The 25626-nt window shown below is 70.9% G+C and carries 38 protein-coding genes; 2 read left to right on the top strand and 36 right to left on the bottom strand.

The genetic code is table 11. The annotated features are described in order from the left end of the window. Nucleotides 1-29: 29 nt before the first annotated feature. Nucleotides 30-479 (bottom strand): DUF5709 domain-containing protein, encoded by a 450-nt coding sequence (locus EDJALFJO_RS28265; protein ID WP_088289666.1) that lies wholly within the window; start codon nt 477-479, stop codon nt 30-32. A 62-nt stretch (nt 480-541) separates the two neighbouring features. On the opposite strand from EDJALFJO_RS28265, the gene EDJALFJO_RS28260 reads away from it, so the two are divergent. Next, nucleotides 542-1429: a hypothetical protein gene (locus EDJALFJO_RS28260; protein ID WP_088289665.1), complete on the top strand. Its 888-nt coding sequence runs from the start codon at nt 542-544 to the stop codon at nt 1427-1429. Next, nucleotides 1426-2121 carry a maleylpyruvate isomerase N-terminal domain-containing protein gene (locus tag EDJALFJO_RS28255; protein ID WP_198950725.1) on the top strand — a complete coding sequence of 232 codons (696 nt, stop codon included), beginning with the start codon at nt 1426-1428 and terminating at the stop codon, nt 2119-2121. Before EDJALFJO_RS28260 ends, EDJALFJO_RS28255 begins: the two co-directional genes overlap by 4 nt. A 15-nt stretch (nt 2122-2136) precedes the next feature. Here EDJALFJO_RS28255 and EDJALFJO_RS28250 read toward each other — a convergent pair whose 3' ends face one another. The 35 genes from EDJALFJO_RS28250 to tuf form a co-directional block, all read right to left on the bottom strand. After that, entirely contained in the window at nt 2137-5277 is a 3141-nt protein-coding gene (locus EDJALFJO_RS28250) for an ExeM/NucH family extracellular endonuclease (protein WP_088289664.1), read from the bottom strand. A gap of 148 nt (nt 5278-5425) precedes the next feature. Further along, nucleotides 5426-6322 carry a tRNA pseudouridine(38-40) synthase TruA gene (locus tag EDJALFJO_RS28245; RefSeq protein ID WP_088289663.1) on the bottom strand — a complete coding sequence of 299 codons (897 nt, stop codon included), beginning with the start codon at nt 6320-6322 and terminating at the stop codon, nt 5426-5428. 77 nt (nt 6323-6399) lie between these two features. Continuing rightward, nucleotides 6400-7125: a 50S ribosomal protein L17 gene (gene rplQ / locus EDJALFJO_RS36595; protein WP_088289662.1), complete on the bottom strand. Its 726-nt coding sequence runs from the start codon at nt 7123-7125 to the stop codon at nt 6400-6402. A 59-nt stretch (nt 7126-7184) separates the two neighbouring features. Continuing rightward, nucleotides 7185-8201 (bottom strand): DNA-directed RNA polymerase subunit alpha, encoded by a 1017-nt coding sequence (locus EDJALFJO_RS28235; protein ID WP_088289661.1) that lies wholly within the window; start codon nt 8199-8201, stop codon nt 7185-7187. Nucleotides 8202-8363: 162 nt separating this feature from the next. Continuing rightward, nucleotides 8364-8990, bottom strand: a complete 627-nt coding sequence (rpsD, locus tag EDJALFJO_RS28230) for a 30S ribosomal protein S4 (protein ID WP_088289660.1) — start codon at nt 8988-8990, stop codon at nt 8364-8366. Nucleotides 8991-9028: 38 nt separating this feature from the next. Further along, on the bottom strand, nt 9029-9436 hold the full coding sequence (gene rpsK / locus EDJALFJO_RS28225; RefSeq protein WP_088289659.1) for a 30S ribosomal protein S11: 408 nt from the start codon (nt 9434-9436) through the stop codon (nt 9029-9031). A 111-nt stretch (nt 9437-9547) separates the two neighbouring features. Further along, entirely contained in the window at nt 9548-9928 is a 381-nt protein-coding gene (gene rpsM / locus EDJALFJO_RS28220) for a 30S ribosomal protein S13 (protein ID WP_088289658.1), read from the bottom strand. Nucleotides 9929-10125: 197 nt separating this feature from the next. Then, complete coding sequence (rpmJ, locus tag EDJALFJO_RS28215) at nt 10126-10239, bottom strand: 50S ribosomal protein L36 (protein ID WP_088289657.1); 114 nt, start codon at nt 10237-10239, stop codon at nt 10126-10128. A 66-nt stretch (nt 10240-10305) separates the two neighbouring features. Further along, nucleotides 10306-10527, bottom strand: a complete 222-nt coding sequence (infA, locus tag EDJALFJO_RS28210) for a translation initiation factor IF-1 (RefSeq protein WP_088289656.1) — start codon at nt 10525-10527, stop codon at nt 10306-10308. A 206-nt stretch (nt 10528-10733) separates the two neighbouring features. Then, the gene (gene map, locus EDJALFJO_RS28205; RefSeq protein ID WP_088289655.1) at nt 10734-11567 is read right to left on the bottom strand and encodes a type I methionyl aminopeptidase; all 834 of its coding nucleotides are present in this window, start codon (nt 11565-11567) and stop codon (nt 10734-10736) included. 117 nt (nt 11568-11684) lie between these two features. After that, nucleotides 11685-12257 carry an adenylate kinase gene (locus tag EDJALFJO_RS28200; RefSeq protein ID WP_088289654.1) on the bottom strand — a complete coding sequence of 191 codons (573 nt, stop codon included), beginning with the start codon at nt 12255-12257 and terminating at the stop codon, nt 11685-11687. A 39-nt stretch (nt 12258-12296) separates the two neighbouring features. Beyond that, nucleotides 12297-13610, bottom strand: a complete 1314-nt coding sequence (secY, locus tag EDJALFJO_RS28195) for a preprotein translocase subunit SecY (protein ID WP_088289653.1) — start codon at nt 13608-13610, stop codon at nt 12297-12299. A 303-nt stretch (nt 13611-13913) separates the two neighbouring features. Beyond that, nucleotides 13914-14378, bottom strand: coding sequence for a 50S ribosomal protein L15 (gene rplO, locus EDJALFJO_RS28190; RefSeq protein WP_088289652.1), 465 nt, complete (start codon nt 14376-14378; stop codon nt 13914-13916). Next, nucleotides 14378-14563, bottom strand: coding sequence for a 50S ribosomal protein L30 (rpmD, locus tag EDJALFJO_RS28185; protein WP_088289651.1), 186 nt, complete (start codon nt 14561-14563; stop codon nt 14378-14380). Before rpmD ends, rplO begins: the two co-directional genes overlap by 1 nt. Next, nucleotides 14563-15207, bottom strand: a complete 645-nt coding sequence (gene rpsE, locus EDJALFJO_RS28180) for a 30S ribosomal protein S5 (protein WP_088289650.1) — start codon at nt 15205-15207, stop codon at nt 14563-14565. The genes rpmD and rpsE overlap by 1 nt, the downstream gene beginning before the upstream one ends. A gap of 46 nt (nt 15208-15253) precedes the next feature. Continuing rightward, complete coding sequence (gene rplR, locus EDJALFJO_RS28175) at nt 15254-15643, bottom strand: 50S ribosomal protein L18 (RefSeq protein ID WP_088289649.1); 390 nt, start codon at nt 15641-15643, stop codon at nt 15254-15256. Continuing rightward, nucleotides 15643-16182 carry a 50S ribosomal protein L6 gene (gene rplF / locus EDJALFJO_RS28170; RefSeq protein WP_088289648.1) on the bottom strand — a complete coding sequence of 180 codons (540 nt, stop codon included), beginning with the start codon at nt 16180-16182 and terminating at the stop codon, nt 15643-15645. The genes rplR and rplF overlap by 1 nt, the downstream gene beginning before the upstream one ends. A gap of 15 nt (nt 16183-16197) precedes the next feature. Then, complete coding sequence (rpsH, locus tag EDJALFJO_RS28165; RefSeq protein WP_088289647.1) at nt 16198-16596, bottom strand: 30S ribosomal protein S8; 399 nt, start codon at nt 16594-16596, stop codon at nt 16198-16200. After that, nucleotides 16593-16736: a hypothetical protein gene (locus EDJALFJO_RS34600; RefSeq protein WP_158220595.1), complete on the bottom strand. Its 144-nt coding sequence runs from the start codon at nt 16734-16736 to the stop codon at nt 16593-16595. Before EDJALFJO_RS34600 ends, rpsH begins: the two co-directional genes overlap by 4 nt. 57 nt (nt 16737-16793) lie before the next feature. Next, on the bottom strand, nt 16794-16979 hold the full coding sequence (locus EDJALFJO_RS28155) for a type Z 30S ribosomal protein S14 (RefSeq protein WP_088289645.1): 186 nt from the start codon (nt 16977-16979) through the stop codon (nt 16794-16796). A gap of 1 nt (nt 16980) precedes the next feature. After that, the gene (gene rplE / locus EDJALFJO_RS28150) at nt 16981-17562 is read right to left on the bottom strand and encodes a 50S ribosomal protein L5 (RefSeq protein ID WP_088289644.1); all 582 of its coding nucleotides are present in this window, start codon (nt 17560-17562) and stop codon (nt 16981-16983) included. Continuing rightward, nucleotides 17562-17915, bottom strand: coding sequence for a 50S ribosomal protein L24 (gene rplX / locus EDJALFJO_RS28145; protein WP_088289643.1), 354 nt, complete (start codon nt 17913-17915; stop codon nt 17562-17564). Before rplX ends, rplE begins: the two co-directional genes overlap by 1 nt. Nucleotide 17916: 1 nt before the next feature. After that, nucleotides 17917-18285 (bottom strand): 50S ribosomal protein L14, encoded by a 369-nt coding sequence (gene rplN, locus EDJALFJO_RS28140; protein WP_088289642.1) that lies wholly within the window; start codon nt 18283-18285, stop codon nt 17917-17919. 118 nt (nt 18286-18403) lie between these two features. Further along, the gene (gene rpsQ / locus EDJALFJO_RS28135; RefSeq protein ID WP_088289641.1) at nt 18404-18709 is read right to left on the bottom strand and encodes a 30S ribosomal protein S17; all 306 of its coding nucleotides are present in this window, start codon (nt 18707-18709) and stop codon (nt 18404-18406) included. Continuing rightward, entirely contained in the window at nt 18706-18939 is a 234-nt protein-coding gene (gene rpmC, locus EDJALFJO_RS28130; RefSeq protein WP_088289640.1) for a 50S ribosomal protein L29, read from the bottom strand. Before rpmC ends, rpsQ begins: the two co-directional genes overlap by 4 nt. Then, nucleotides 18939-19358, bottom strand: coding sequence for a 50S ribosomal protein L16 (rplP, locus tag EDJALFJO_RS28125; RefSeq protein WP_088289639.1), 420 nt, complete (start codon nt 19356-19358; stop codon nt 18939-18941). The genes rpmC and rplP overlap by 1 nt, the downstream gene beginning before the upstream one ends. Before the next feature lie 3 nt (nt 19359-19361). Further along, nucleotides 19362-20207: a 30S ribosomal protein S3 gene (gene rpsC / locus EDJALFJO_RS28120; RefSeq protein WP_088289638.1), complete on the bottom strand. Its 846-nt coding sequence runs from the start codon at nt 20205-20207 to the stop codon at nt 19362-19364. After that, nucleotides 20207-20617, bottom strand: a complete 411-nt coding sequence (rplV, locus tag EDJALFJO_RS28115) for a 50S ribosomal protein L22 (RefSeq protein WP_088289637.1) — start codon at nt 20615-20617, stop codon at nt 20207-20209. The genes rpsC and rplV overlap by 1 nt, the downstream gene beginning before the upstream one ends. A gap of 66 nt (nt 20618-20683) precedes the next feature. Next, nucleotides 20684-20965 (bottom strand): 30S ribosomal protein S19, encoded by a 282-nt coding sequence (gene rpsS / locus EDJALFJO_RS28110; protein WP_088289636.1) that lies wholly within the window; start codon nt 20963-20965, stop codon nt 20684-20686. A 15-nt stretch (nt 20966-20980) separates the two neighbouring features. Next, the gene (gene rplB / locus EDJALFJO_RS28105; RefSeq protein WP_088289635.1) at nt 20981-21817 is read right to left on the bottom strand and encodes a 50S ribosomal protein L2; all 837 of its coding nucleotides are present in this window, start codon (nt 21815-21817) and stop codon (nt 20981-20983) included. Nucleotides 21818-21852: 35 nt separating this feature from the next. Continuing rightward, nucleotides 21853-22155: a 50S ribosomal protein L23 gene (gene rplW / locus EDJALFJO_RS28100; protein WP_088289694.1), complete on the bottom strand. Its 303-nt coding sequence runs from the start codon at nt 22153-22155 to the stop codon at nt 21853-21855. Nucleotides 22156-22160: 5 nt separating this feature from the next. Next, nucleotides 22161-22844, bottom strand: a complete 684-nt coding sequence (gene rplD / locus EDJALFJO_RS28095) for a 50S ribosomal protein L4 (protein ID WP_088289634.1) — start codon at nt 22842-22844, stop codon at nt 22161-22163. A gap of 1 nt (nt 22845) precedes the next feature. Next, nucleotides 22846-23490 (bottom strand): 50S ribosomal protein L3, encoded by a 645-nt coding sequence (gene rplC, locus EDJALFJO_RS28090; RefSeq protein WP_088289633.1) that lies wholly within the window; start codon nt 23488-23490, stop codon nt 22846-22848. A 14-nt stretch (nt 23491-23504) separates the two neighbouring features. Continuing rightward, on the bottom strand, nt 23505-23813 hold the full coding sequence (gene rpsJ / locus EDJALFJO_RS28085) for a 30S ribosomal protein S10 (RefSeq protein ID WP_088289632.1): 309 nt from the start codon (nt 23811-23813) through the stop codon (nt 23505-23507). Between the two features lie 467 nt (nt 23814-24280). Beyond that, on the bottom strand, nt 24281-25474 hold the full coding sequence (gene tuf / locus EDJALFJO_RS28080) for an elongation factor Tu (protein WP_088289631.1): 1194 nt from the start codon (nt 25472-25474) through the stop codon (nt 24281-24283). Nucleotides 25475-25626: the final 152 nt, after the last annotated feature.

Here is a 25626-nt window from a genome sequence, read left to right as displayed (position 1 = left end):
CGGCCGCCGACACCGTCAGACCGAGAGGCTCAGACCGACGAGCCCTCGTCGACCGCCGTGGCGTCCCCGTCGACGACGTGCACCGCCGCCTCCTCCGCACTGGCCGCGCCGGCGTCGATGCCGACGTCGGACGCGACGAGGTCCTTCTCGGTGTCCTCGTGCGCCCCCTCGTCCGGCGCGACGAGCCGTCCGGCCCGGGGGCCGCCGACCTCGCCGTCGTCGAGGATCTCGCCCTCGACCGGGTCGACCGCGAGAGCCGGGTCCGGCTCCTCCTGAGCGAGGCGCTGGTCGAGGGACTCCCCGGCCATCTCCTCCTCGAGGGTCGTGCCGAACGAGTCCATCGCCCGGGGCCGCTCCGGCGGGGACCAGGACGTGTCGAGGATCTCGTCCGTCCTGTCCTCACCGAAGGCCTGGTCCAGGTCCAGCACCTCGGCGTCGTTCTCGTCGTCGTTGACCGGTTCGTAGATCCCGTCGCTCACGTCCCGAGCCTGTCACCACACCGCCCCCGCGCCACTCGATCCGCGCGCGGCATGCTGGAGGCATGGCCAAACCGCCGGACGACGACCCGCTGGGTCGCTTCGTCGTCCCCGGCGCCGTCGTCCTCGTCGGCGAGACGCACGGCACCCACGAGCTGCCCGCCGTCGTCGCCCGGCTCGCCGCCCTCGCCAGCGGGCGCGGTCTGCCCGTCGCGGTCGCCCTGGAGGTCCCCTCCTCCGAGCAGCCGGCCCTCGACGCCTTCTTCGCGCGCCCGGACGACCCAGCGGCACGGACGGCTCTCACTGCCTCGGCGTTCTGGCACCCGCCGCCGGGGTTCGACGACGGGCGCGCCGGCCGCGGCATGCTGCGGCTCCTGCGCGCCCTGCACCGCACCGCGCAGCGGGGCACCGTCGCCGTCCGGGCCGTCGACCTGCCCTGGATCGAGGAGGCCACCGCGGTGCCGGACGACGTCGTGGCCCTCCTCGCCCGGCGGGACGCCGTCATGGCCGACGTCGCCGCCGCCGCGTTCGCCCCGGTCGCCACCGACGGCGGCGTCGCGATCCTGCTGGCGGGCAACGTCCACACCCGTGTCCGCCGCCGCAGTCCGTTCGGCCCGGCACCCCTCGGTGCCTGTCTCACGCAACGCTTCCCGGAGCTCGTCGCCCTCCAGGGCCACTGGTCCGGCGGCACCTGCCGGGCGATGGGCCGCGAGCCGGGTGAGCCGGTCCCGCGCGGCGCCCGGGTCCTGCGGCTCAGCCCGTCACCGACCGCCCCGGGCTCGGCAGGACTGTGGACAAGAGCCCGCGAGGTCAGCCGGACCGGTCACCACGGCTGGGTGAACGTCGGCCACCTGACGCCGTCCTCGCCGCTACCGGCACCGCACCCGGGGCCGGAACCGACGCCCGCACGTCCTGGCGCACAGGGCTCCCCCGGCGCCAGGATCGACCCGTGACGACACAGCACCCCGGAACCGCCGGACCGTTGTCCGCCCTCCGCTCGCTCTACCTCGCGACCGCCGGCGTCGCGGCCGACCTGCTCGAACGCCACGAGGTCGCGCAGCGGTGGAACGAGCCGAGCATCCTCGACCGGATGACCGTCGGGGACCTCGCCGCGCACCTCGGCCGCTCCGTCCTGCTCGTCGCGGCCTTCCTCGACGCGACCCCGCCCCCGGGCGGCCGCACGATCGGCGCCGAGGAGTACTTCGGTGCCTTCACCGGCCTCGACGACCTCGACTCCGACATCAACGGCGGGATCCGGGCGCGCGCCCACGAGGACGCCTCCCCCGGCCCGGACGGCGTCGCCGTCCGGGTGCGCACGTGCCTCGACACCCTGCCCGCGCGGTTCGAGGCCGAGCCCGCCGACCGGCTCGTCTCCGCCTACGGCGGGCAGGTCATGCTGCTCGACGAGTTCCTCCGCACCCGGCTCGTCGAGCTGTGCGTGCACGGCGAGGACCTCGAGCTGTCCGTGGGGCTCGGGCCGGGCGTCGACGCCGCGGACGACGTCGCCGACCCGCCCGACGACGCGCTCGCCGAGGCGGTCGCCGTCCTCGTCGGGGCCGCGCGGCACCGTCACGGCGACGCCGCCGTCCTGCGGGCGCTCTCCCGCCGCGAACGCGACGCCGTCGACGCGCTGCGGTCGATCTGACCCGCCCGCCCGGCGTCAGGTGAGCGTGACCGGCCGGCTCACCGTCTGCGCCGCGGCGATCCCCGGGTAGGTCACGAGCACCGTCACCGTGACGGCACCCTTCGGCGAGCGCGCGCTCTTCCACGACAGCTCGAGCTCCCGGTCGGAACGGTCGTACTCGCGCACGCAGGTCGGCGCGAGCGTCTGGACCCCCGTCACCTCGACCTTCACCGAGCACGTCGCGACCCACTGCCGCGCGAGGGCGTCCGGCACGGTCCGGCCGGCCGCGTCCCGCAGCTGCACACGCACCTGGACGGTCGACCCGGCGCGCACCTTCGCGCCGTCCGCCGGGCGCGTCAGCGAGACCGCGAACCGGACCTCCTGCGTGAAGGCTGCCGTGCTGCCCGAGTAGTCGCCGTCACCGGAGTACACCGCCGCGACGGTCGTCGCGCCGGGCGGCAGGTCGCGGGTCGAGGGGCTCGTCGCGACGCCGCCGACGAGCGGTGCCGGTGCCCCGAAGGCTTTCCCGTCGAGGGTGAACTGCACGCTCCCGGTCGGCGTCGCCTCCCCCGCGACGGGCGAGACCGTCGCGGTCCACGACACGGCGCCGCGGTAGGTCGCGGCCGGTGCGGACGACGTCACGGCGGTCGTCGTGGCGCCCACCGTCCGCAGCCCGGTGACGACCGGGTCGTGGTCGCTCGTGCGGAAGCGGTCCGGCGCGTAGAGCGACGCCGGTCCGCCCGCCACCTGGAACACGGACTTGAAGTTCGTGTTGTAGTCGAGCACCGACGCCTCGTCGGAGTTGATGTGGACGTCCGCGGCACCGGTCGCCCGCGGCGCGAGGGACGCCGACGCGAGCACGTGGTCGAGGTAGCCCCACTGGCCGTCGAAGACGTACGAGTACGCCTCCTCGCCGCCGAAGCGCTTGGGCAGGTTGACGTACCCGGCGTTCTCCAGCGTGAAGACCGGGTCCTCGCCCGCGTACGAGTTGAGGTCGCCGACGACGAGCACGTCCGTCGTCCCGGCGGCCGGCGCGACGTCCGCGTCGAGCCAGCGCGCGAGCTCGGTGGCCTGCGCCGTCCGGCGGGCGTTCCAGCAGCTCTGCCCGTCGCCCCGGTCGGCGTCCGACGAGGTGAGGTCGGTCGGGCACGAGCCCTTGGACTTGAAGTGGTTCGCGACGACCGTGACCTTCGCGCCGTTGCGGCGCACGAGGAAGGTCTGGGCGACGGGGTGCCGTTCGAAGACGTCCGCACCCGCGGCGTCCTTGGCCCGGTCGGTGAACGTCGCCCCCGCCACCGGTGTCACGGCGGCCGGCTTGTAGAGCAGCGCCGTCCGGATCGCGTCGGTGCCCGCGGAGTTCGTCACGCCGGTCCCCGCGTCCGCGTCGACGAACGCCCACGTCCCGGCACCCTCGGCCGCGTTGAGCGCGTCCACGAGGACGGCGACGGCGCTGGCCGGGCCGTACCCGTCGTTCTCGAGCTCGTTGACCCCGAGGACGTCCACCCCCAGCGAGGTGATCGCCGCGACCTCCTTGGGCAGCTGACGGTCGTACTCGAGCTGGTTCTCCGCACCGCGGCAGCCCGTCGTCGCCCCGCCGACCCCGAGGGTGCAGCCGGTGAACGTGTTGAAGAAGTTCAGCAGGTTGGCGCTGCCGACCCGCAGCGTGCCGCCGACGTCCGGGGTGCCCGTCGGGCGCGGGTTCGTCGCCTCGAACGTCGCCGCACCGCCGAGCGCCCCGGCCGGTCGCACCCGGAAGGCGTTCGGGGACGCGGTCGCGTCGCCGCCGAACCCGTACGTGAGGACGCCGACCGCACCCGTGACCGTGTCCCCGCCACGCAGCGGGTTCGTCGCCGACAGCGGCGCGCCCCCGCGCCCGAAGACGATCGTCGCCGGGTTCTGCACGTTCGAGCCGTCGTCGAGGAAGATCTGGTCGGCGAGGTTGGCGGCCTGCAGCGCGGCGGCGTCGGCGCCGGGCCGGAACCGCGCCGTCGGCTGCACGAGCTTGCCGCCCGACGACACGAGCACCTCGCCGAACCGGCCGAGCTGGAACAGCTCCGTGACCGTCATCGTCTGCGGCAGCCGGACGAGCATCCCCTCGGACCGCTCGAGCTGCTCCGGCGTCGCCGGCAGCGTCACGTCGACCGGCGCCGGCGCGGGGGCGTCGGCGCAGACGTCGATCCGGGACGCCGAGACCTGGGTCTGGTCCTGGAACTCGCCGGCCGTGCCGGTCACCTGCACCGTCTGCCCCGGCCGCACCGAGTCGGGCGAGAGCCCTTCGAGGTTGTTGAAGACGAACACCGCGTCGGACGTCGCCGGGTCGCCGTCGCCGGCGTCCTGGAGGTAGAAGCCGCGCAGCGCGGGCGCCGGGCCCTCGTAGTCCCCGACGACCGTGCCCTGGACGGTGACCGTCGTCCCCGGCACGGGCGTCGCAGGACCGGCCCCCTGGACCGCACCGGCGGCCGTGTCGGGCGCCGAGCAGTCCGTCCCGGGCGCAGCGGCCACCGCGGTCGCGGCGCGCGGGGTGGGCACCGCCGCGCTGAAGTCGGTGAGGTTGTCGTCGGAGTCCGCGCCGGCGAGCCGGTACACCCCGAGCGCGTTGCCGCCGGGTTCGGCCGCGGCCGGTCCCTCCCAGTCGTTCGGGGTGCCGTAGCCGACGAAGTCGACGACGCCGGCCGCGGTCGCGCAGGACACCGCGACCGAGCACCCGGCGAGCGGCGCCGGCGCACTGACGAGGGCGACCTTGCCGCTCGTGGCGCTCATGTTCGTGCCGCCGGTCGCGTCGGACTGCGGCAGCAGCGGGGCCGGGCTCGTCGCGACGCCCGCGAGCTGCACGAGGTAGAACCCGCCGGGCTCGACCGTGCCGGTGAGCGGTGTGGCCGCGAACGTCGTCCCGGCCGCCGACGCGTACTGCACCGACCAGCCGGTCACGTCGACCGCGGCGCTCCCGCGGTTCTGCAGCTCGACGTAGTCGTTGCGGAACGAGGCACCGCCGTTCCCGCCACCGCCGTAGACCTCGCTGACGACGACCCCGGACGACGCCGCGCCGGCCGCCGTGGCACCCGCGAGCCCGGTGAGGCCGGACGCACAAACAGCGGCGGCGACCCCGGCGACGAGCCACTTCGTGCGGCCGGAGCGGCCGGAGGGCGCAGGGTGTGCGGCGATCGAGCGCGACGACATGAAGGACCCCTCCGGCCACGGGACGACTGCCCGCGAACCTATGGGATGACCCGCACCCTTGTGAACCCTTGGTGCCGAATGACCGGTGAACGCTGCATGACGGCTATGTCCGCTCCGCGCGGTGGTGGTCCGGCCACCCGGAGCGCGGTCAGCCTCCGGCCGGCAGCGTCCGGACGGCGCGCGCCTGCGCCGCCCGTTCGGCGAGCAGCGCGTCGTCCGGGTAGACCACCTCGACGAGGGTCAGCCCCTGCGGTCCGACGACCGCGGCGCCCGGGTCCCGGACGCGGCCCGCGAGCACCTCGGCGGGCCAGCCGGGCGGACGGCGGCCGTCCCCGACCGCGAGCAGCGCGCCGACGAGGGCGCGGACCATCGAGTGGCAGAAGGCGTCCGCGACGACCCGGGCGGCGGCGAACCCGTCGGCGTCCCGCGCCCACGAGTACTCCAGCAGCGTGCGGACCGTCGTCGCGCCGTCCCGCCGCTTGCAGAAGGCCGCGAAGTCGTGGAGACCGAGGAGCCCGGCCGCGGCGGCGTCCATCGCCGCGACGTCGAGCGGACGGCGGTGCGCCAGCACGTCGTACCGGCGCAACGGCGGGACCCCGGCGGGGTCGTCGCAGACCCGGTAGGCGTACCGGCGCCGCAGCGCCGAGAAGCGCGCGTCGAACCCGGCCGGGGCGGGCGCGGCGCGGTGCACGCGGACGTCGCCGGGCAGGACCCCGGCGAGCCGGCGCAGCAGGGCCCGCGCCGGGGCCAGGTCGCTTCGCCCCGGCAGCGCCGCCCAGCGGTCCCCGGGGAGGTCGACGTGCGCGACCTGCCCGGTCGCGTGGACGCCGGCGTCCGTCCGCCCGGCGACGACGAGCCCGAGCCCGTCCTCCGGCACCTGGAGGACCGTCCCGAGCCCGGCGAGCAGCGTCCCGGCGACCGTCCGCCGGCCCGGCTGCACGGCCCACCCGGCGAAGTCGGTGCCGTCGTAGCCGAGGTCGAGGCGGACCCGGACGACCGACGCCCCGCCGCTGTCCCCGGCAAAGCCGGCGAGCCCGCCGGCCACGGTCGGCGCAGCAGCGTCGCGCTGTGCGCCTCCGGGCCCGGCGGGCTCGTCGGAGGTGGTGCTGGGGTGGTGCGTGCTCAGGCCTTCGCCTCGGCGTCGTCCGCCTCGTCGTCCGCCGGCTTGGCGTTGACGAAGCCCGCGGCCTCGGCGGCCTCGGCGGTCCGGAACCAGACCTCGGCCTTCGTCTGGCCGTACCAGGGCGACTCGGGCGTGTGGAACTTCATCGAGTCCGCGTTGCCCTTGATGTCGAAGCCCTCGGGAGCCGAACCGTCCGCCGGGGCGGCGGCCGAGTCGGGACCGTACGGACCCTCGGTCGACTCCGCGGCGGCAGCGGTCTCCTCGACGGCGGGCGCCTCGGCGGCAGCGGCCTTCTTGGCCGGCGCCTTCTTGGCGGCCCGCTTCGTCGCGGCCTCGGCCTCGGCGACGGTCGACTTCTTCGCGCTGAGCGGCTCGAGCACGAGCTCGATGACCGCCATGGGCGCGTTGTCGCCCTTGCGGGGGCCGATCTTCGTGATCCGGGTGTAGCCACCCTGACGCTCGGCCATCACGGGGGCGATCTCCGTGAACAGCTCGTGCACGACGCTCTTGTCCCGCACGACGGTCAGCACGCGCCGACGGGCCGCGAGGTCGCCGCGCTTGGCGAAGGTGATGAGCCGCTCGGCCAGCGGGCGCACCCGCTTCGCCTTGGCCTCCGTGGTCGTGATGCTCCGGTGCGCGAACAGCTGCGTGGCCAGGTTGGCCAGGAGCAGCCGCTCGTGCGCCGGACCACCGCCGAGCCGCGGACCCTTGGTGGGCGTGGGCATGTCTGTCGTTCTCCTCGCGAGTTGCCCCGGGCCTGGCTAGCAGGCCCGGGGTGGGGTGGTCAGAGCTGCTCGTCCTCGGCGTAGGACATGTCGTCGTCGGCGCCGAAGCTGTCGACGACGAGCGCGGGGTCGAACCCGGGCGGGCTGTCCTTGAGCGCAAGACCCATGCCATGGAGCTTGGCCTTGACCTCGTCGATGGACTTCGCGCCGAAGTTGCGGATGTCGAGCAGGTCCGCCTCGCTGCGCGCGACGAGCTCGCCGACGGTGTGGATGCCCTCGCGCTTGAGGCAGTTGTAGGAGCGGACCGTGAGGTCGAGCTCCTCGATCGGCAGCGCGAGGTCGGCCGCGAGCGCCGCGTCCGACGGCGACGGGCCCATGTCGATGCCCTCGGCCTCGACGTTCAGCTCGCGGGCGAGACCGAACAGCTCGACGAGGGTCTTGCCGGCCGACGCCATGGCGTCGCGCGGCTGCGTCGAGGGCTTGGTCTCGACGTCGACGATGAGCCGGTCGAAGTCGGTGCGCTGCTCGACACGCGTCGCCTCGACCTTGTACGTCACCTTGAGGACCGGCGAGTAGATCGAGTCGACCGGGATGCGGCCGATCTCCTGGTCACCGGACTTGTTCTGGTTCGCCGAGACGTAGCCACGACCGCGCTCGACGGTCAGCTCCATCTCGAGCTTGCCCTTGCCGTTGAGGGTCGCGATGTGGAGGTCCGGGTTATGCACCTCGACGCCGGCCGGCGGCGCGATGTCCGCGGCGGTGACGGTGCCCGGGCCCTGCTTGCGCAGGTACATGACGACCGGCTCGTCGTGCTCGCTGGAGACGACGAGGCCCTTGATGTTGAGGATGAGCTCGGTGACGTCCTCCTTCACCCCCGGGACGGTGGTGAACTCGTGGAGGACGCCGTCGACGCGGATGCTCGTGACCGAGGCACCGGGGATCGACGAGAGCAGCGTGCGCCGCAGGCTGTTGCCGAGCGTGTAGCCGAAGCCGGGCTCGAGGGGCTCGATGACGAACCGCGAACGGTTCTCGCCGACGACCTCTTCGGTCAGCGTCGGCCGCTGTGCGATGAGCATGTCGTGTTCTTCCTTCCAGGAGCATCCGCTATTTGATGCTCCGAGCTGACCCTGCGCGGCCTCCATATGCCGCCAGGGGTGGTGCAGGTGGTTCGCCTGCCCCGTGGTGCGGCAGGAGCGTGCGAAGGCGCGGGAGGGCCGAAGCCCTCCCGCGCCACGTCACTACTTGCTGTAGAGCTCGACGATCAGCTGCTCCTGGACCGGGGTGTCGATGACCTGGCGGGCCGGCAGGCCGTGGACCAGGACACGCATGCGGTTCGGGATGACCTCGAGCCACGCCGGGACGGTCCGCTCGCCGGCCTCGGCGCGCGCGATGACGAAGGGCGTCATCTCGAAGGACTTCTCGCGCACCTCGACGATGTCGTTCTCCGTCACGCGGTACGACGGGATGTCGACCTTGTGACCGTTCACGATGATGTGACCGTGCCGGACGACCTGACGGGCCATGTCCCGGGACTTGGCGAAGCCCGCCCGGTACACGACGTTGTCGAGCCGCGACTCGAGGATGCGCAGCAGGTTCTCGCCGGTCTTGCCGGTCCGGCGGTTCGCCTCCTCGTAGTAGCCACGGAACTGCTTCTCGAGGACCCCGTAGATGCGCGCGGCCTTCTGCTTCTCGCGCATCTGGAGCAGGTACTCGCTCTCCTTGGTGCGCGCGCGGCCGTGCTCACCCGGCGGGTAGGGCCGGATCTCGATCGGGCACTTCGGGCTGTCGCACTTGGCACCCTTGAGGTACAGCTTGGTCTTCTCGCGGCGGCAGCGCTTGCAGTCAGCGCCGGTGTAACGCGCCATGTGTACTCGTTCTCCTCAGGCTGGGTCGGGTCGGCGCGTCAGACGCGGCGGCGCTTCGGCGGGCGGCACCCGTTGTGCGGGGTGGGGGTGACGTCCTGGATCGAGCCCACCTCGAGGCCGGTGGCCTGGAGGGAGCGGATCGCGGTCTCGCGGCCGGAACCCGGCCCCTTGACGAAGACGTCGACCTTGCGCATCCCGTGCTCCTGCGCCCGGCGTGCAGCGGCCTCGGCGGCCATCTGCGCGGCGAACGGCGTGGACTTGCGGGAGCCCTTGAAGCCGACCTGACCGGCGGAGGCCCACGAGATCACGGCGCCCGTCGGGTCCGTGATGGACACGATCGTGTTGTTGAAGGTGCTCTTGATGTGCGCCTGGCCGTGGGAGACGTTCTTCTTCTCCTTGCGACGGGGCTTGCGCGCCCCGGCGGCGACCCTCTTCTGGGGAGGCATCTACCAAATACTCCTGGTCTGTGTGGCTGGTCTGCAGTCTGAGATCGGGCCGGCGAGGCAGGCCCGGGAGCGGCGCGGGACGACGTCCGCAGGACGGCGTCGCGCCGGCTACTACTTCTTGCCCGCCTTCTTCTTGCCGGCGACCGTGCGCTTCGGACCCTTGCGCGTACGCGCGTTGGTCTTCGTGCGCTGGCCGCGGACGGGCAGGCCGCGGCGGTGCCGCAGACCCTCGTAGCACCCGATCTCGACCTTGCGCCGGATGTCCGCCGCGACCTCGCGGCGGAGGTCACCCTCGACCTTGAAGTTCACGTCGATGTAGTCACGGAGCTTGACGAGGTCCTCGTCACCGAGGTCACGAACCCGGGTGTCCGGGTTGATGCCGGTGGCTGCGAGAGCCTCCTTGGAGCGGGTGCGACCCACGCCGAAGATGTAGGTGAGCGCGATCTCGACCCGCTTCTCGCGGGGGAGGTCGACGCCGACGAGGCGTGCCATGGATCTCTCTTCTGTGCTCGGAGGTCTGCTGCAGCACCGGTCCCGGGGATCTGTCCGGGTCCCCGGCCTCCGGCCGGGGGTGGCGTCCCGAGGGCGGCCCTGACGGGCTCGACCGCTCGGGGGGCGGGTGCTGCTCTGGGCGGTGCGACGTACGTGCGGGGACCCTCAGGTCCTGGTCCGCCGGGGTGAGCCTGCGCTCAGCCCTGGCGCTGCTTGTGACGCTGGTTCTCGCAGATGACCATGACCCGGCCGTGACGGCGGATCACCTTGCACTTGTCGCAGATCTTCTTGACGCTCGGCTTGACCTTCATCGCTGTCTTTCAGACGTGACGCGCACGCACCTCACTCGCGTGAGCTGCGCGTCAGAGGCGGTCGGGTTACTTGTAGCGGTAGACGATGCGACCACGAGACAGGTCGTACGGGCTCAGCTCCACCACGACCCGGTCCTCGGGGAGGATCCGGATGTAGTGCTGGCGCATCTTGCCCGAGATGTGGGCGAGAACCTTGTGACCGTTGCCCAGCTCCACGCGGAACATCGCGTTCGGCAGTGCCTCGACCACGGTGCCCTCGATCTCGATGACCCCGTCTTTCTTGGCCATGTCCTCCGCATTCCTTCTGACCGGGTGGACCCCGGGCACGTTGACCTTCTCAGCGCACGTGTGACGGGCGCCTGCCATCTCCAGACCAGCCGCGGGGAGACGATGGGCACAGATGTTCGTGAGCCGACTAGCGAGTCTACGCCAGCGACACGCCGGGAGAGAAATCGCCCCTTTGTCGCACCACGACGGACGATGCGCGCCGGGCCTCAGTCGGCGAGCGGGGCGACCTTCACGCCGAGCGCGCCGAGCGCCGCCTCGCCGCCGTCCCGGGCGGTGAGCACCCAGATACCGCCGTCGTGGAGGGCGACCGAGTGCTCCCAGTGCGCGGCGTTGCCGCCGTCCCGGGTGGCGACGGTCCAGCCGTCGGCCAGCTCCCGGCTCGCCGGGTCGCCGGCCGCGAGCATCGGCTCGATGGCCACGCACAGGCCCGCCCGCATCCGCGGGCCCTTGTCCCGGGTGCGGTAGTTGAGCACGTGCGGCGCCTGGTGCATCTCGGTGCCGATCCCGTGGCCGCCGTAGTCCTCGACGAGGCCGTACCGGTCCGCGACGTGGTCCTCGACGGCGCCGCCGATCTCCCCGAGCCGCTCCCCCGCCCGGATCGCGGCGATGCCGTGCCACATCGAGGACTCGGTCACCGCGGACAGGTCGGCGTCCCGGGCGTCGACGGTGCCGTCGGCCCGCGGGACGACGGCGGTGAACGCCGAGTCGCCGTGCCACCCGGACAGGATCGCCCCGCAGTCGACCGAGACGACGTCGCCCTCGCGGACGACCCGCGCGCCGGGGATCCCGTGGACGATCTCCTCGTTGACCGAGATGCACGTGACCGCGGGGAACGGCGGGTGCCCGTAGCCGAGGAACGACGGGACGGCGCCCGCGGAGCGGATGACGTCGTGCGCGACGGCGTCCAGCTCCTTCGTCGTGACTCCCGGCCGCAGGGCCGCGCGGACGGCGTCGAGCGCGTCGGCGACGACGAGGCCGGCCTTGCGCATGAGGCGGACCTGGTCGGTCGTCTTGTACTGGATCCGGTCGCGTCCGAGCATGCGGGAGAGCCTACGTGAGGTCCGGCCCCGGTTCGCGCCGTCCCGGCCGGGTCACGCAGGAGCCCCCGGACCGTCATGGTCCGGGGGCTCCTGCGGCGGTGCCGGTCGTGCGCGCGATCAGGCCTCGAGCGCCGAGAGCGCGGCCTGGAGCCGCTCGGTGACGTCGTCGATGTCGCCCATGCCGTCGACGGCGACGAGCAGGCCGCGTGCCGAGTAGAGGTCGACGAGCGGGGCGGTCTCCGAGAGGTAGACCTCCTGCCGGTGCCGGATGACGTCCTCGCTGTCGTCCTCGCGCCCTTCGACGGTCGCCCGGTTGAGCAGCCGGGCGACGAGCTCGTCGGTGTCCGCGGTGAGCTGGACGACGGCGTCGAGGCCGCTGTCGACCGCCGCGAGCAGGGCGTCGAGCGCCTCGACCTGGCCCGCGTTGCGCGGGTACCCGTCGAGGAGGAAGCCGTTCTCCGTGTCGGGCTGCGCGAGGCGGTCCTTGACCATGTCGTTCGTGACCTCGTCGGGCACGAGCCTGCCCGCGCTGGTGTAGCTCTGCGCGAGCTGCCCGAGCGGGGTCCCGCCCTTGATGTTCGCCCGGAAGATGTCTCCGGTGGAGATCGCGGGGATGCCGAGCCGCTCCGAGAGCCGCTTGGCCTGGGTCCCCTTGCCCGCCCCGGGAGGGCCGAGAAGGACGAGTCTCATGGGTGCACCGACCTCACCGGGTGCGCGCCGGGGCGCACCTCATCGCAGGAACCCTTCGTAGTGCCGCTGCTGGAGCTGGGACTCGATCTGCTTCACCGTCTCCAGGCCGACGCCCACGATGATGAGGATCGACGTGCCGCCGAACGGGAACGAGTTGGTGTTCGCGTTGAGCAGCGCGAAGGCCACCAGCGGGATCAGCGAGATCACCGCGAGGTAGATGGCGCCCGGCAGCGTGATGCGGGTGAGGACGTAGTCCAGGTACTCCGCGGTGGGCCGGCCGGCCCGGATGCCCGGGATGAAGCCGCCGTACTTCTTCATGTTCTCGGCGACCTCGTCCGGGTTGAACGTGATCGCGACGTAGAAGTACGTGAAGAAGATGATGAGCGCGACGTAGGCGAGCATGTAGATCGGGTGGTCGCCCTTGACGAGGTGCGTCTCGATCCAGTTCACCCAGCCGGCCGGCGGCTTCGTCCGGTCGCCCCGGTTGAACTGCGCGATGAGCGCCGGGATGTAGAGCAGCGACGAGGCGAAGATGACCGGGATGACGCCGGCCATGTTCACCTTGATCGGGATGTAGGTGCTCGTCCCGCCGTACATCTTCCGGCCGATCTGGCGCTTGGCGTACTGGACCGGGATGCGGCGCTGGGACTGCTCGACGAACACGACCAGCGCCATGATGACGATGCCGATCGCGATGACGATGAGCATCGTGTCGATGCTGTCGTTCTGCTGCTTGATCGACCACAGGGCGCCGGGGAAGCCGGCCGCGATCGAGGTGAAGATGAGCAGCGACATGCCGTTGCCGACGCCGCGCTCGGTGACGAGCTCACCGAGCCACATGATGAGGCCCGTGCCGGCCGTCAGCGTGATGACCATGAGCAGGATCGTCACGTAGCTGTTGCTCGGGACGAGGTCCTCGCGGCAGCTCTGGAACAGCCCGCCCTCGTTCCGCGCGATCGCGACGAGCGTCGTCGACTGGAGGATCGCGAGGCCGATGGTCAGGTACCGCGTGTACTGCGTGAGCTTCGCGGTGCCGGCCTGGCCCTCCTCCTTGAGCGTCTCGAAGCGCGGGATGACGACCGTGAGCAGCTGGATGATGATGCTCGCGGTGATGTAGGGCATGATCCCCAGCGCGAACACCGACAGCTGCAGCAGCGCACCGCCGCTGAACAGGTTGATGAGGCCGAGACCACTGTTGGCCTGGGTGCCGATGCACCGCTGGACCGCCTGGTAGTCGACCCCGGGGGTCGGGACGAACGAGCCCAGCCGGAAGACACCCATGATCGCCATGGTGAACAGCAGCTTGCGCCGCAGGTCCGGCGTCCGGAAGGCCCGGGCGAACGCGGAGAGCACAACTTCCTCCTGCGCGCCGCCCGAGGGGGCGGCCTAGAGACAACCTCGTCGTGACCATAACATCCGGCCTTCCCCGGTTCGGGAGAGGCGCGGAAGGCCGCCGCGACGAGAGGTGGCACGTGCTCGGCGAGCGGTGCCGGTACGCCGCGCGGGGTGACGTGCGTCGCCCCGCGGAGGCTGGACAAGCAGGAAGGGTCCGCACCCACCGCCTCTGGGGCGACGGGCCGGACCCGGCCTGGGTGGTGCGAGGTGGACCGGCGGTCCGGCGGCGGGGGGCCGGCGGGTGCGCCGGCCGCCTGCACGTCAGAGCGTGGTCGCGGTGCCCCCGGCGGCGGCGATCTTCTCGCGGGCGCTGGCGGAGAACGCGTTGACCGTGACCTGCAGGGCCACCGTCACCTCGCCGTCGCCGAGCACCTTGACCGGAGCGCCGTCACGGACGGCGCCCTTGGCGACGAGGTCCTCGACGCTGACGGCACCGCCCTCGGGGAAGAGTCCGGAGAGCCGGTCCAGGTTGACGACCTGGAACTCCACGCGGAAGCGGTTCTTGAAGCCACGGAGCTTGGGCAGACGCATGTGCAGAGGCATCTGACCGCCCTCGAAGGCGGCCGAGACCTGGTAGCGCGCCTTCGTGCCCTTGGTGCCACGACCGGCGGTCTTGCCCTTGCTGCCCTCACCACGACCCACACGGGTCTTGGCGGTACGGGCGCCCGGGGCCGGACGCAGGTGGTGGACCTTGAGCGTGTGCTCGCTGTTCGTCGACTCCGACATCAGTCGTCGACCTCCTCGACCTTGACGAGGTGGCGCACGTGGCGGACCATCCCGCGGAACTCGGGACGGTCCTCCTTGACGACGGTGTCGCCGATCCGCTTCAGGCCCAGCGAACGCAGGGTGTCGCGGTGCGCCTGGATGCCACCAACCTTGGACTTGATCTGGGTCACCTTGAGGCGTGCCATCAGCTGGTCACCCCCGCACGGGCCCGCAGGAGCGCCGCCGGGGCGACGTCCTCGATCGGGAGGCCACGGCGGGCCGCGACCTCCTCGGGGCGCTCGAGCCCGCGCAGCGCGGCCACCGTGGCGTGCACGATGTTGATCGCGTTGCTCGAGCCGAGCGACTTGCTGAGGACGTCGTGGATGCCGGCGCACTCGAGGACGGCGCGGACCGGGCCACCGGCGATGACGCCGGTACCCGGCGACGCCGGCTTGAGCATGACGACGCCCGCGGCGGCCTCACCCTGGATCGGGTGCGGGATGGTGCCCTGGATACGGGGCACCTTGAAGAAGTGCTTCTTGGCCTCCTCGACACCCTTGGCGATCGCCGCGGGCACCTCCTTGGCCTTGCCGTAGCCGACGCCCACGGTGCCGTCGCCGTCGCCCACCACGACGAGCGCGGTGAAGCTGAAGCGGCGGCCACCCTTGACGACCTTGGCCACACGGTTGATCGTCACGACGCGCTCGACGAACGCGGTCTTCTCCGCGCCGCCGTCACGACCGCCGCGCTGGTTGTCGCGGTCACGACCGCCACGGCGGCCGTTGTTGTCGCCGCTGCCACCACCGGCGGCTCCGACGGGGCCTCCGCCTCGGCGCTGGGGTCCAGCCATCAGAGGTTCCTTCCCTCTCGCATGTTCACTGCGGTCCGTGCGTACGTCACAGCGCCAGACCACCCTCGCGTGCGCCGTCGGCCACCGCGGCCACCCGGCCGTGGTACTTGTTGCCGGCGCGGTCGAACACGACCGCCTCGACGCCCGCGGCCTTGGCCCGGGCGGCGACGAGCTCGCCGACCCGCTTGGCCTTGTCCGTCTTGTCGCCGTCGTGGGCGCGCAGGTCGGCCTCCATGGTGGAGGCCGACGCCACGGTCTTGCCGACCGAGTCGTCGACGACCTGGACGAAGAGGTGCCGGGCGGACCGCGTCACGACGAGGCGCGGACGCGCCGTCGTGCCGACGATGTGCTTGCGGACACGGACGTGCCGGCGGACGCGGGCCGCGACGGACCCCTTGCCGGCGCCGCCACCGCTGCGCTTCAGACCGACTGCCATTACTTCTTCCCAGCCTTTCCGACCTTGCGCTTGACCTGCTCGCCCGCGTAGCGAACACCCTTGCCCTTGTAGGGGTCGGGCTTGCGGAGCTTGCGAAGGTTGGCCGCGACCTCGCCGACCTGCTGCTTGTCGATGCCCGACACGGAGAAGCGCGTGGGCGCCTCGACCGCGAAGGTCACGCCGGCCGGCGGCTCGACGGTGATGGAGTGGCTGTACCCCAGGGCGAACTCGAGGTTGGAGCCCTTGGCGACGACGCGGTAGCCCGTGCCGACGATCTCGAGCTTCTTCTCGTAGCCCTGGGTGACACCCACGACCATGTTGGAGATGAGGGTCCGGGTGAGGCCGTGGAGCTCACGGGTCTTGCGCTCCTCGTCCGCACGCACGACGACGAGCTTGTCGTCCTCGCGCTGGACGACGAGAGCGCCGGCGACCTCGTGGGACAGGGTGCCCTTGGGCCCCTTGACCGTCACCTCGCGGCCGTCGACGTTGATGTCGACGCCCGAGGGGACCGGGATGGGCTGCTTGCCGATGCGGGACATCTGTCTACTCTCCCGTCACCAGACGTAGGCGAGGACTTCCCCACCCACGCCCTTCTTGTTCGCCTGCTTGTCGGTCAGCAGGCCCGACGACGTCGAGAGGATCGCGATACCCAGGCCGCCGAGCACGCGCGGCAGGTTCGTCGACTTCGCGTAGACGCGCAGACCGGGCTTGCTGATGCGGCGGATGCCGGCGATCGAGCGCTCCCGGTTGGGCCCGTACTTGAGGACGATCGTCAGCGTCTTGCCGACCTCTGCGTCCGCAACGTTCCAGGAGGCGATGTAGCCCTCCTGCTGGAGGATCTCGGACACGTGGGCCTTGAGCTTGCTGTACGGCATGCTCACGGCGTCGTGGTAGGCCGAGTTCGCGTTGCGCAGACGAGTCAGCATGTCTGCGATCGGGTCGGTCATGGTCATCGGGCTTCGCCGCCCTTCCTCGCCGCGGTTTCGCCGTCACCGAGCTCGGCGACCTGCGGCGTAGTGGTCATGATGTCGTCCACGGACTCGAGGTCCAGGACGACGGGGTTGAAGGCCGGGATGCTGTGTCGCAGCGTCATCCGGCCCGTGGGAAGCGTGGACCGCAGGGGGACCAGCTCGAGGGTTGCCATCGCCGGTTACCAGCTGCTCTTCGTCACGCCCGGCAGCTCGCCGCGGTGCGCCATCTCACGAAGGCACACGCGGCACAGGCCGAACTTCTTGTAGACCGAGTGCGGGCGGCCGCAGCGCTGGCAGCGCGTGTAGCCGCGGACGGCGAACTTCGGCTTGCGGTTGGCCTTGTTGATCAGTGCGGTCTTGGCCACGTCAGTTCTCCTTGAAGGGGAAGCCGAGGTGACGCAGGAGCGCCCGACCCTCGTCGTCCGTCGTCGCGGTCGTCACGACGGTGATGTCCATGCCCCGGACCCGGTCGATGCGGTCCTGGTCGATCTCGTGGAACATCGACTGCTCGTTGAGACCGAACGTGTAGTTGCCGCGCCCGTCGAACTGCTTGGGCGACAGGCCGCGGAAGTCACGGATGCGCGGGAGCGCGACCGACAGCAGCCGGTCGAGGAACTCCCACATCCGGTCCCCGCGCAGCGTCACGTGGCAGCCGATCGGCATGCCCTCGCGCAGCTTGAACTGCGCGATGGACTTGCGGGCCTTGGTGACCTGCGGCTTCTGGCCGGTGATCGTGGCCAGGTCGCGGATCGCGCCCTCGATCAGCTTGGAGTCACGCGCCGCCTCGCCGACACCCATGTTGACGACGATCTTCACCAGACCGGGCGTCTGCATGACGTTGGCGTACGAGAAGTCGTTGCGCAGCGCCGGCGCGATCTCCTCGCGGTAGCGCGTCTTGAGCCGCGGCAGCGTCTTCGTGCCGGTCGACTCGACCGTGTCGCTCGTCATCAGATGTCCTTACCCGAGCGCTTGGCGAACCGGACGCGCACGGTCTTGGTGCGGCCGTCGCGCTCGACGGTCTCGGTGCGGATGCCGACGCGGGTCGGCTTCTTCGTCTCCGGGTCCACCAGCGCGACGTTGCTGATGTGGATGGGGGCTTCCTGCGTGATGATGCCGCCGGTCTTCGCCCCGCGGCCCGAGGTGCCCACCTTGGTGTGCTTCTTGATCCGGTTGACGCCCTCGACGAGGACCCGGTTCGTCTCGACGTACACCGCGATGACCTTGCCCTGCTTGCCCTTGTTGGACTTGGGGCCGGAGATCACCTGGACGGTGTCGCCCTTCTTGATACGGATCTTCGCCATGTCAGAGCACCTCCGGCGCGAGCGAGATGATCTTCATGAACTTCTTGTCGCGCAGCTCGCGGCCCACCGGGCCGAAGATGCGGGTACCGCGGGGGTCCCCGTCGGCCCGCAGGATCACGGCTGCGTTCTCGTCGAAGCGGATGTACGAGCCGTCGGGACGGCGGCGCTCCTTGACCGTGCGGACGATGACCGCCTTGACGACGTCGCCCTTCTTGACGTTGCCGCCCGGGATCGCGTCCTTGACGGTCGCGACGATGACGTCGCCGATGCCCGCGTAGCGGCGACCGGAGCCACCGAGAACGCGGATGCAGAGAATCTCCTTGGCACCCGTGTTGTCGGCGACTCGCAGTCGCGACTCCTGCTGGATCACTTCGTTTGCTCCTGTCGTCGCGCCGGTTCTCCCGCGAGGGAGCCTTGCGGAACTGAAATGGCAGTTGCCTGTGGCGCACGTCCGGCCGGGTCACCCCGGCCGGACGGCACCGAACGTCCTACTTGGCCTTCTCGAGGACCTCGACCAGACGCCAGCGCTTCGTCGCCGACAGCGGCCGGGTCTCCATGATGAGGACGAGGTCGCCGACGCCGGCGGTGTTCTGCTCGTCGTGCACCTTGACCTTGTGCGTCCGCCGCAGGACCTTGCCGTAGAGCGGGTGCTTGACCCGGTCCTCGACCACGACCACGACGGTCTTCTGCATCTTGTCGCTGACGACGTAGCCGCGACGGGTCTTGCGGTACCCGCGCGCCTCCTCGGTCTCGCTGGTCTCGCTCACTGCAGCCTTCTCGCTCGTCTCGCTCATGCCTGCGGCCCCTCGGTGATGCCGAGCTCCCGCTCGCGCATGATGGTGTAGATCCGCGCGATGTCCTTGCGCACGGCGCGCAGGCGGCCGTGGCTCTCGAGCTGCCCGGTGGCCGACTGGAAGCGCAGGTTGAACAGCTCCTCCTTGGCCTTGCGGAGCTCCTCGACGAGACGATCGTCGTCGAAAGCCCGCAGGTTCTCCGGAGCCAGGTCCTTGGAACCCACTGCCATCAGAGGTCACCGCCCTCGCGCCGGACGATCCGGCACTTCATCGGCAGCTTGTGGATGGCGCGGGTGAGCGCCTCACGAGCCACCTTCTCGCTGGGGAACGACAGCTCGAACATCACGCGGCCGGGCTTGATGTTCGCGATCCACCACTCGGGCGAGCCCTTGCCGGAACCCATGCGGGTCTCGGCGGGCTTCTTCGTGAGCGGACGGTCCGGGTAGATGTTGATCCAGACCTTGCCACCACGCTTGATGTGGCGGGTCATCGCGATACGAGCGGCCTCGATCTGCCGGTTGGTCACGTACGCCGGCTCGAGGGCCTGGATGCCCCACTCGCCGAACGTCACAGCCGTGCCACCCTTCGCAGCGCCCGTACGGTCCGGGTGGTGCTGCTTGCGGTGCTTCACACGACGGGGGATGAGCACGGCTCAGGCCTCCGTTCCACTGGTCGGCTCGGCCGCGGCCGGAGCCTCGGCAGCCGGCGCGGCCGCGGCGGGGGCCGCGTCCTGGCCGGGAGCGCTGTCGGGACGGCGACGCTGCGGACGGGCCGCGCGGTCGCCGCGCGGGCCGCCGTCACGGCCGCCCTCGCGCCGCGGAGCGCGCGGCGCAGCCGCCTGCTCGCGGGCGAGCTCGCGGCTCGTCACGTCACCCTTGTAGATCCAGACCTTCACGCCGATGCGGCCGAAGGTCGTGCGGGCCTCGTAGAAGCCGTAGTCGATGTTCGCGCGCAGCGTGTGCAGCGGCACACGACCCTCGCGGTAGAACTCCGACCGGCTCATCTCCGCGCCGCCGAGGCGGCCCGAGCACTGGACCCGGATGCCCTTGGCACCCGCGCGCAGCGACGACTGCATGCCCTTGCGCATCGCGCGCCGGAAGGACACGCGGCTCGCGAGCTGCTCGGCGATGCCCTGGGCGACCAGCTGAGCGTCGATCTCGGGGTTCTTGACCTCGAGGATGTTCAGCTGCACCTGCTTGCCCGTGAGCTTCTCGAGCTCGCCGCGGATGCGGTCGGCCTCCGCGCCGCGACGGCCGATGACGATGCCCGGCCGGGCGGTGTGGATGTCGACGCGGACGCGGTCCCGCGTGCGCTCGATCTCGACACGGCTGATGCCTGCACGGTCCATGCCCTTGGACATGAGCTTGCGGATCGCCACGTCCTCCTTCACGTAGTCCCGGTAACGCTGACCGGTCTTCGTGGAGTCGGCGAACCAACGGCTCTTGTGCTCGGTGGTGATACCGAGGCGGAACCCGTGCGGGTTGACCTTCTGCCCCACTATCGGGTCCTCCCCTTCGTACTCGACTTCGCCGCGGGCGATGCCCCGGCGCCGGACTTGGCCGGCCGCGGTGCGACCACGACCGTGATGTGGCTCGTGCGCTTGTTGATCCGGTACGCGCGACCCTGCGCACGTGGCCGGAAGCGCTTGAGCGTCGGGCCCTCGTCGACGTAGGCCGCCGACACGAAGAGCTCACGCTCGTCGAACGGCTCCGACGCCTTGTCGGCCTTCACCCGCGCGTTCGCGATCGCGCTCTGCACGACCTTGCGAACGGTCTCGCTCGCCGCCTGAGGGGCGAACTCGAGCACCGCGAGCGCCTGCTGGGCGTCCCGGCCACGAATGAGGTCCACGACGCGGCGGGCCTTCATGGGCGTGACGCGGACGTACCGCGCCTGCGCCTTGGCTTCCATCGCTGTCCCCTTGCCTTCTACCACTGGGGTTGTCCTTGAGCTCTCTGTGAACGACCGGCCACCGCGTCAGCGGCGGCGGCCCTTACGGTCGTCCTTCTCGTGGCCGCGGAACGTCCGGGTCGGAGCGAACTCCCCCAGCTTGTGGCCGATCATCGACTCGGTGACGAACACCGGGACGTGCTTGCGGCCGTCGTGCACCGCGAGCGTGTGACCCAGCATCCCCGGGATGATCATCGAGCGACGGGACCAGGTCTTGATGACGTTCTTGGTCCCCTTCTCGTTCTGCACGTCCACCTTCTTCTGGAGGTGGTCGTCGACGAAGGGGCCCTTCTTCAGACTGCGAGGCATCGTTCAGGGCTCCTGTCAGCGCTTCTTGCCGGTACGACGGCGACGGACGATGAGGGAGTCGCTCGGCTTGTTCGGCTTGCGCGTGCGACCCTCGGCCTGGCCCCAGGGGCTGACCGGGTGACGGCCGCCGGAGGTCTTGCCCTCACCACCACCGTGCGGGTGGTCGATGGGGTTCATGGCGACACCACGGACGGTCGGGCGCTTGCCCTTCCACCGCATACGGCCGGCCTTGCCCCAGTTGATGTTCGACTGCTCCGCGTTGCCGACCTCACCGATCGTCGCGCGGCAGCGGACGTCGACGTTGCGGATCTCGCCGGACGGCATGCGCAGCTGCGCGTAGGGGCCGTCCTTCGCGACGAGCTGCACCGAGGCGCCCGCGGAACGGGCGATCTTGGCGCCGCCGCCGGGGCGGAGCTCGATGGCGTGCACGACCGTACCGACCGGGATGTTGCGCAGCGCGAGGCTGTTGCCCGGCTTGATGTCGGCCGACGGGCCGTTCTCGATGCGGTCACCCTGCGACAGCTTGTTCGGCGCGAGGATGTAGCGCTTCTCGCCGTCCGCGTAGTGCAGGAGCGCGATGCGCGCCGTGCGGTTGGGGTCGTACTCGATGTGCGCGACCTTGGCCGGCACTCCGTCCTTGTCGTGACGACGGAAGTCGATGATGCGGTACGCACGCTTGTGGCCGCCGCCCTGGTGCCGCGTCGTGACACGACCGGCGTTGTTCCGCCCGCCGTTCTTCGACAGCGGACGGACGAGCGACTTCTCAGGCGTGGTCCGGGTGATCTCGACGAAGTCGGCGACGGACGAGCCACGTCGGCCCGGCGTCGTCGGCTTGTACTTGCGGATTCCCATGGGGTTTCAGTCCTCGAGTCAGATCAGCCGGGCCGTCAGGCGACCGGACCGCCGAAAATGTCGATGGTGCCGTCCTTGAGCGTGACGATCGCGCGCTTGGTGTGCTTGCGCTGACCGGTGCCGAACTTGGTCCGGCGCGTCTTGCCCTGACGGTTGGCCGTGTTGACCGAGGACACCGTGACGCCGAAGACAGCCTCGACGGCGCGCTTGATCTCGGACTTGTTCGCCCGCGGGTCGACGAGGAAGGTGTACTTCCCCTCGTCGAGGAGCCCGTAGCTCTTCTCGGAGACGACCGGCGCGAGCAGGATGTCGCGCGGGTCCTTGTGGACGTTGCCGATGGTGCTCACAGCGCGGCCTCCTCGGTCTCGCTCTCGGACGCGACGGCCTTGACGCCCTTGCCCTTGACCGGGCCGGCGACGAAGGCCCCGAGCGCACCGGCGGTGAACACCACGTCGTCGGAGACGAGCACGTCGTAGGTGTTCAGCTGGTCGGCGACGATCGCGTGCACCTGCTCGAGGTTGCGCAGGCTCTTCCACGCGACGTTGTCGTCCCGCTCGACGACCACGAGCAGGTTCTTGCGGGTCGACACGTTGAGCAGCGCCGCGAGCGCCGACTTCGCCGACGGCTGCTCACCCTCGACGAGGCTGGACAGCACGTGGATCCGGCCGTGACGGGCCCGGTCCGAGAGGGCACCGCGCAGCGCGGCGGCCTTCATCTTCTTGGGCGTCCGCTGCGAGTAGTCCCGCGGCGTCGGGCCGTGGACGACCCCACCACCGGTGAACTGCGGCGCACGGGTCGAGCCCTGACGGGCGCGGCCGGTGCCCTTCTGCTTGTACGGCTTCCTGCCGCCACCGGAGACCTCACCACGGTTCTTGGTGGAGGCCGTCCCCTGGCGCGCCGCGGCGAGCTGGGCGACGACGACCTGGTGGATCAGCGGGACGTTCGTCTGGACGTCGAACACCTCGTCGGGCAGGTCGGCCGTGCCGGCCTTCTTGCCCGTGGGGTCGAGCACGTCGACGGTCGCCATGTCAGGCTCCCTTCGCAGCGGTCTTCACCAGGACGACGGCACCCCGGGGGCCGGGAACGGCGCCCTTGATGAGGAGCAGCCCGCGCTCGGCGTCGACGGCGTGGACGGTGAGGTTCTGGGTGGTCTGGCGCTCGGCGCCCATCCGGCCGGCCATCCGGACGCCCTTGAACACGCGACCGGGGGTCGCGCAGGCGCCGATGGAACCGGGCGAACGGTGCTTGCGCTGCGTGCCGTGAGAGGCGCCGAGGCCCTTGAAGCCGTGGCGCTTCATGACACCCGCGGTGCCCTTGCCCTTGGTACGGCCGACCACGTCGACGACCTGCCCGGACTCGAAGAGCTCGGCGGTCACCTCCTGGCCCGGCGTGTACTCGCCCGCATCGGGCGTCCGGAGCTCGACGACGAAGCGGCGCGGAGTCACGCCTGCCTTCTCGAAGTGCCCCGACATCGGCTTGTTCACCTTGCGCGGGTCGATCGCCCCGAAGGCGATCTGCACGGCGTCGTAACCGTCGTTGTCTGCGGTGCGCACCTGGGTCACGACACACGGCCCGGCCTGGACGACGGTGACCGGCACGAGCTTGCCGGCGTCGTCCCAGACCTGCGTCATGCCGAGCTTCTCGCCCAGGACACCCTTGATCTGCTTCGTCATGACTGCGAGGTCCCTCAGAGCTTGATCTCGATGTCGACCCCGGCCGGGAGGTCGAGCCGCATGAGCGAGTCGACCGTCTTCGGCGTGGGGTTGATGATGTCGATGAGCCGCTTGTGCGTACGCATCTCGAAGTGCTCGCGGCTGTCCTTGTACTTGTGCGGAGAACGGATCACGCAGAACACGTTCTTCTCGGTCGGCAGCGGCACCGGGCCGGCCACGGACGCACCGGTACGAACGACCGTGTCGACGATCTTGCGCGCCGAACTGTCGATGACCTCGTGGTCGTAGGCCTTCAGCCGGATGCGGATCTTCTGTCCCGCCATCGCTTCGCTGTGCTCTCTCTCTTCGATCCGGTGCTTCTCGTCACGGGTTCCTCGCGGCCGCCGACCGCCGGTGGGTCTCCGACCCCCGAGGTCGGGCGTGTCGCGCGCTTCGCACGGACTGGCCCCGGCACCTTCCGGTGCCTCGATCTCGAGATGGTCGTCGACCCGGCAGGAGCCGGACAGCGGCGCGCAAGGCAAGGACCTCAGCGCACCGAACAACCTGAACAGTGTGCCAGAACCGGACAGCCCTTGGCGAATCCGCCTCTGGACGCGCGCCCGGTGGGCGCGCACGTCGTGCTGTGGTGCTCCGCCTGCCCCGGAAGGGCGTCGGACGGCGCACCGGCGGGGTCACCGCCGGCCTGCCCTCCGCCGCCCGGAACCCCGGGCCCGCGGTGTGCGGCATGCCCGCAGGGGGCGTGCCGCGGGCCGCCGCCCGCCTCGTCAGAGGCGGGCGGCGGCCCGTGGGATCACTTGAGGATCTTCGTGACCCGGCCGGCGCCGACGGTGCGGCCACCCTCACGGATCGCGAACTTGAGGCCTTCCTCCATGGCGATGGGCTGGATCATCTCGACCCGCATCTCGGTGTTGTCACCGGGCATGACCATCTCGGTGCCCTCGGGCAGGTGCACGACGCCCGTGACGTCCGTCGTCCGGAAGTAGAACTGCGGACGGTAGTTGTCGTAGAACGGCGTGTGCCGGCCACCCTCGTCCTTGCTGAGGATGTAGACGTTCGCCTCGAACTCGGTGTGCGGGGTGATCGAGCCCGGCTTGACGACGACCTGGCCGCGCTCGACGTCCTCGCGCTTGATGCCACGCAGGAGGAGGCCGACGTTCTCCCCCGCCTCCGCGGTGTCGAGCAGCTTGCGGAACATCTCGATGCCGGTGACGGTCGTGGTCGTCGACTTCTCCTTGATGCCGACGATCTCGACCGTCTCGTTCACCTTGAGGATGCCGCGGTCCACCTTGCCGGTGACGACCGTGCCACGACCGGTGATCGTGAAGACGTCCTCGATCGGCATGAGGAACGGCTTGTCCGTCTCACGCAGCGGCTCGGGGATCGACGAGTCGACGGCGTCCATGAGCTCGAGGAGCTTGGCGCTCCACTCCGCGTCGCCCTCGAGCGCCTTGAGCGCCGAGACACGGACGACCGGGAGGTCGTCGCCGGGGAACTCGTAGGAGGTCAGCAGCTCGCGGACCTCCATCTCGACGAGCTCGAGGATCTCCTCGTCGTCGACCATGTCCGACTTGTTGAGCGCCACGACGATGTAGGGGACGCCGACCTGGCGGGCCAGGAGGACGTGCTCCTTCGTCTGCGGCATCGGGCCGTCGGTCGCCGCGACCACGAGGATCGCGCCGTCCATCTGGGCCGCACCGGTGATCATGTTCTTGATGTAGTCCGCGTGACCCGGGCAGTCCACGTGCGCGTAGTGCCGCGCCTCGGTCTGGTACTCGACGTGCGCGATCGAGATCGTGATACCGCGCTGCCGCTCCTCCGGTGCCTTGTCGATCTGGTCGAACGGCGTGAAGGGGTTGAGCTCCGGGTACTTGTCGTGCAGCACCTTGGTGATCGCCGCGGTGAGCGTCGTCTTACCGTGGTCGATGTGACCGATGGTGCCGATGTTGACGTGCGGCTTAGTCCGCTCGAACTTCGCCTTCGCCACGGTGGTCCTCCTGTTTGCGCTGTCGGGTGTTGGTGCTGCCTGACGTGATGGTCTTGGGGTTTGACGCTAGGTGGTGCCGGGCCTGCTGGTCGAACCGGTTACCGGTGGTGCCGGTGCTCCGGACCCGATCTGCCGACCGAGGCTCCCGAAGG

It is taken from the genome of Kineosporia sp. A_224, from assembly GCF_002198655.1.
In the GTDB taxonomy this organism is placed as follows: Bacteria; Actinomycetota; Actinomycetes; order Actinomycetales; family Kineosporiaceae; genus R-H-3.
Note: the sequence above shows the minus strand (reverse complement) of the source record. Positions and strands in the feature narration are given on the sequence as shown.

Bases quoted from the DNA above. Each gene is read 5' to 3' on its own strand.
- EDJALFJO_RS28260 (WP_088289665.1), top strand. From the start codon at position 542: ATGGCCAAACCGCCGGACGACGACCCGCTGGGTCGCTTCGTCGTCCCC.
- EDJALFJO_RS28250 (WP_088289664.1), bottom strand. From the start codon at position 5,277: ATGTCGTCGCGCTCGATCGCCGCACACCCTGCGCCCTCCGGCCGCTCC.
- rplQ (WP_088289662.1), bottom strand. From the start codon at position 7,125: ATGCCCACGCCCACCAAGGGTCCGCGGCTCGGCGGTGGTCCGGCGCAC.
- EDJALFJO_RS28235 (WP_088289661.1), bottom strand. From the start codon at position 8,201: ATGCTCATCGCACAGCGGCCGACGCTGACCGAAGAGGTCGTCGGCGAG.
- rpsD (WP_088289660.1), bottom strand. From the start codon at position 8,990: ATGGCGCGTTACACCGGCGCTGACTGCAAGCGCTGCCGCCGCGAGAAG.
- rpsK (WP_088289659.1), bottom strand. From the start codon at position 9,436: ATGCCTCCCCAGAAGAGGGTCGCCGCCGGGGCGCGCAAGCCCCGTCGC.
- rpsM (WP_088289658.1), bottom strand. From the start codon at position 9,928: ATGGCACGCCTCGTCGGCGTCGACCTCCCCCGCGAGAAGCGGGTCGAG.
- rpmJ (WP_088289657.1), bottom strand. From the start codon at position 10,239: ATGAAGGTCAAGCCGAGCGTCAAGAAGATCTGCGACAAGTGCAAGGTG.
- infA (WP_088289656.1), bottom strand. From the start codon at position 10,527: ATGGCCAAGAAAGACGGGGTCATCGAGATCGAGGGCACCGTGGTCGAG.
- map (WP_088289655.1), bottom strand. From the start codon at position 11,567: ATGCTCGGACGCGACCGGATCCAGTACAAGACGACCGACCAGGTCCGC.
- EDJALFJO_RS28200 (WP_088289654.1), bottom strand. From the start codon at position 12,257: ATGAGACTCGTCCTTCTCGGCCCTCCCGGGGCGGGCAAGGGGACCCAG.
- rplO (WP_088289652.1), bottom strand. From the start codon at position 14,378: ATGTCGGAGTCGACGAACAGCGAGCACACGCTCAAGGTCCACCACCTG.
- rpmD (WP_088289651.1), bottom strand. From the start codon at position 14,563: ATGGCACGCCTCAAGGTGACCCAGATCAAGTCCAAGGTTGGTGGCATC.
- rpsE (WP_088289650.1), bottom strand. From the start codon at position 15,207: ATGGCTGGACCCCAGCGCCGAGGCGGAGGCCCCGTCGGAGCCGCCGGT.
- rplR (WP_088289649.1), bottom strand. From the start codon at position 15,643: ATGGCAGTCGGTCTGAAGCGCAGCGGTGGCGGCGCCGGCAAGGGGTCC.
- rplF (WP_088289648.1), bottom strand. From the start codon at position 16,182: ATGTCCCGCATCGGCAAGCAGCCCATCCCGGTCCCCTCGGGCGTCGAC.
- rpsH (WP_088289647.1), bottom strand. From the start codon at position 16,596: ATGACCATGACCGACCCGATCGCAGACATGCTGACTCGTCTGCGCAAC.
- EDJALFJO_RS34600 (WP_158220595.1), bottom strand. From the start codon at position 16,736: ATGACGCTGCGACACAGCATCCCGGCCTTCAACCCCGTCGTCCTGGAC.
- rplE (WP_088289644.1), bottom strand. From the start codon at position 17,562: ATGACGAGCGACACGGTCGAGTCGACCGGCACGAAGACGCTGCCGCGG.
- rplX (WP_088289643.1), bottom strand. From the start codon at position 17,915: ATGGCGAAGATCCGTATCAAGAAGGGCGACACCGTCCAGGTGATCTCC.
- rpsQ (WP_088289641.1), bottom strand. From the start codon at position 18,709: ATGAGCGAGACGAGCGAGAAGGCTGCAGTGAGCGAGACCAGCGAGACC.
- rpmC (WP_088289640.1), bottom strand. From the start codon at position 18,939: ATGGCAGTGGGTTCCAAGGACCTGGCTCCGGAGAACCTGCGGGCTTTC.
- rplV (WP_088289637.1), bottom strand. From the start codon at position 20,617: ATGGAAGCCAAGGCGCAGGCGCGGTACGTCCGCGTCACGCCCATGAAG.
- rpsS (WP_088289636.1), bottom strand. From the start codon at position 20,965: ATGCCTCGCAGTCTGAAGAAGGGCCCCTTCGTCGACGACCACCTCCAG.
- rplB (WP_088289635.1), bottom strand. From the start codon at position 21,817: ATGGGAATCCGCAAGTACAAGCCGACGACGCCGGGCCGACGTGGCTCG.
- rplD (WP_088289634.1), bottom strand. From the start codon at position 22,844: ATGGCGACCGTCGACGTGCTCGACCCCACGGGCAAGAAGGCCGGCACG.
- rplC (WP_088289633.1), bottom strand. From the start codon at position 23,490: ATGACGAAGCAGATCAAGGGTGTCCTGGGCGAGAAGCTCGGCATGACG.
- rpsJ (WP_088289632.1), bottom strand. From the start codon at position 23,813: ATGGCGGGACAGAAGATCCGCATCCGGCTGAAGGCCTACGACCACGAG.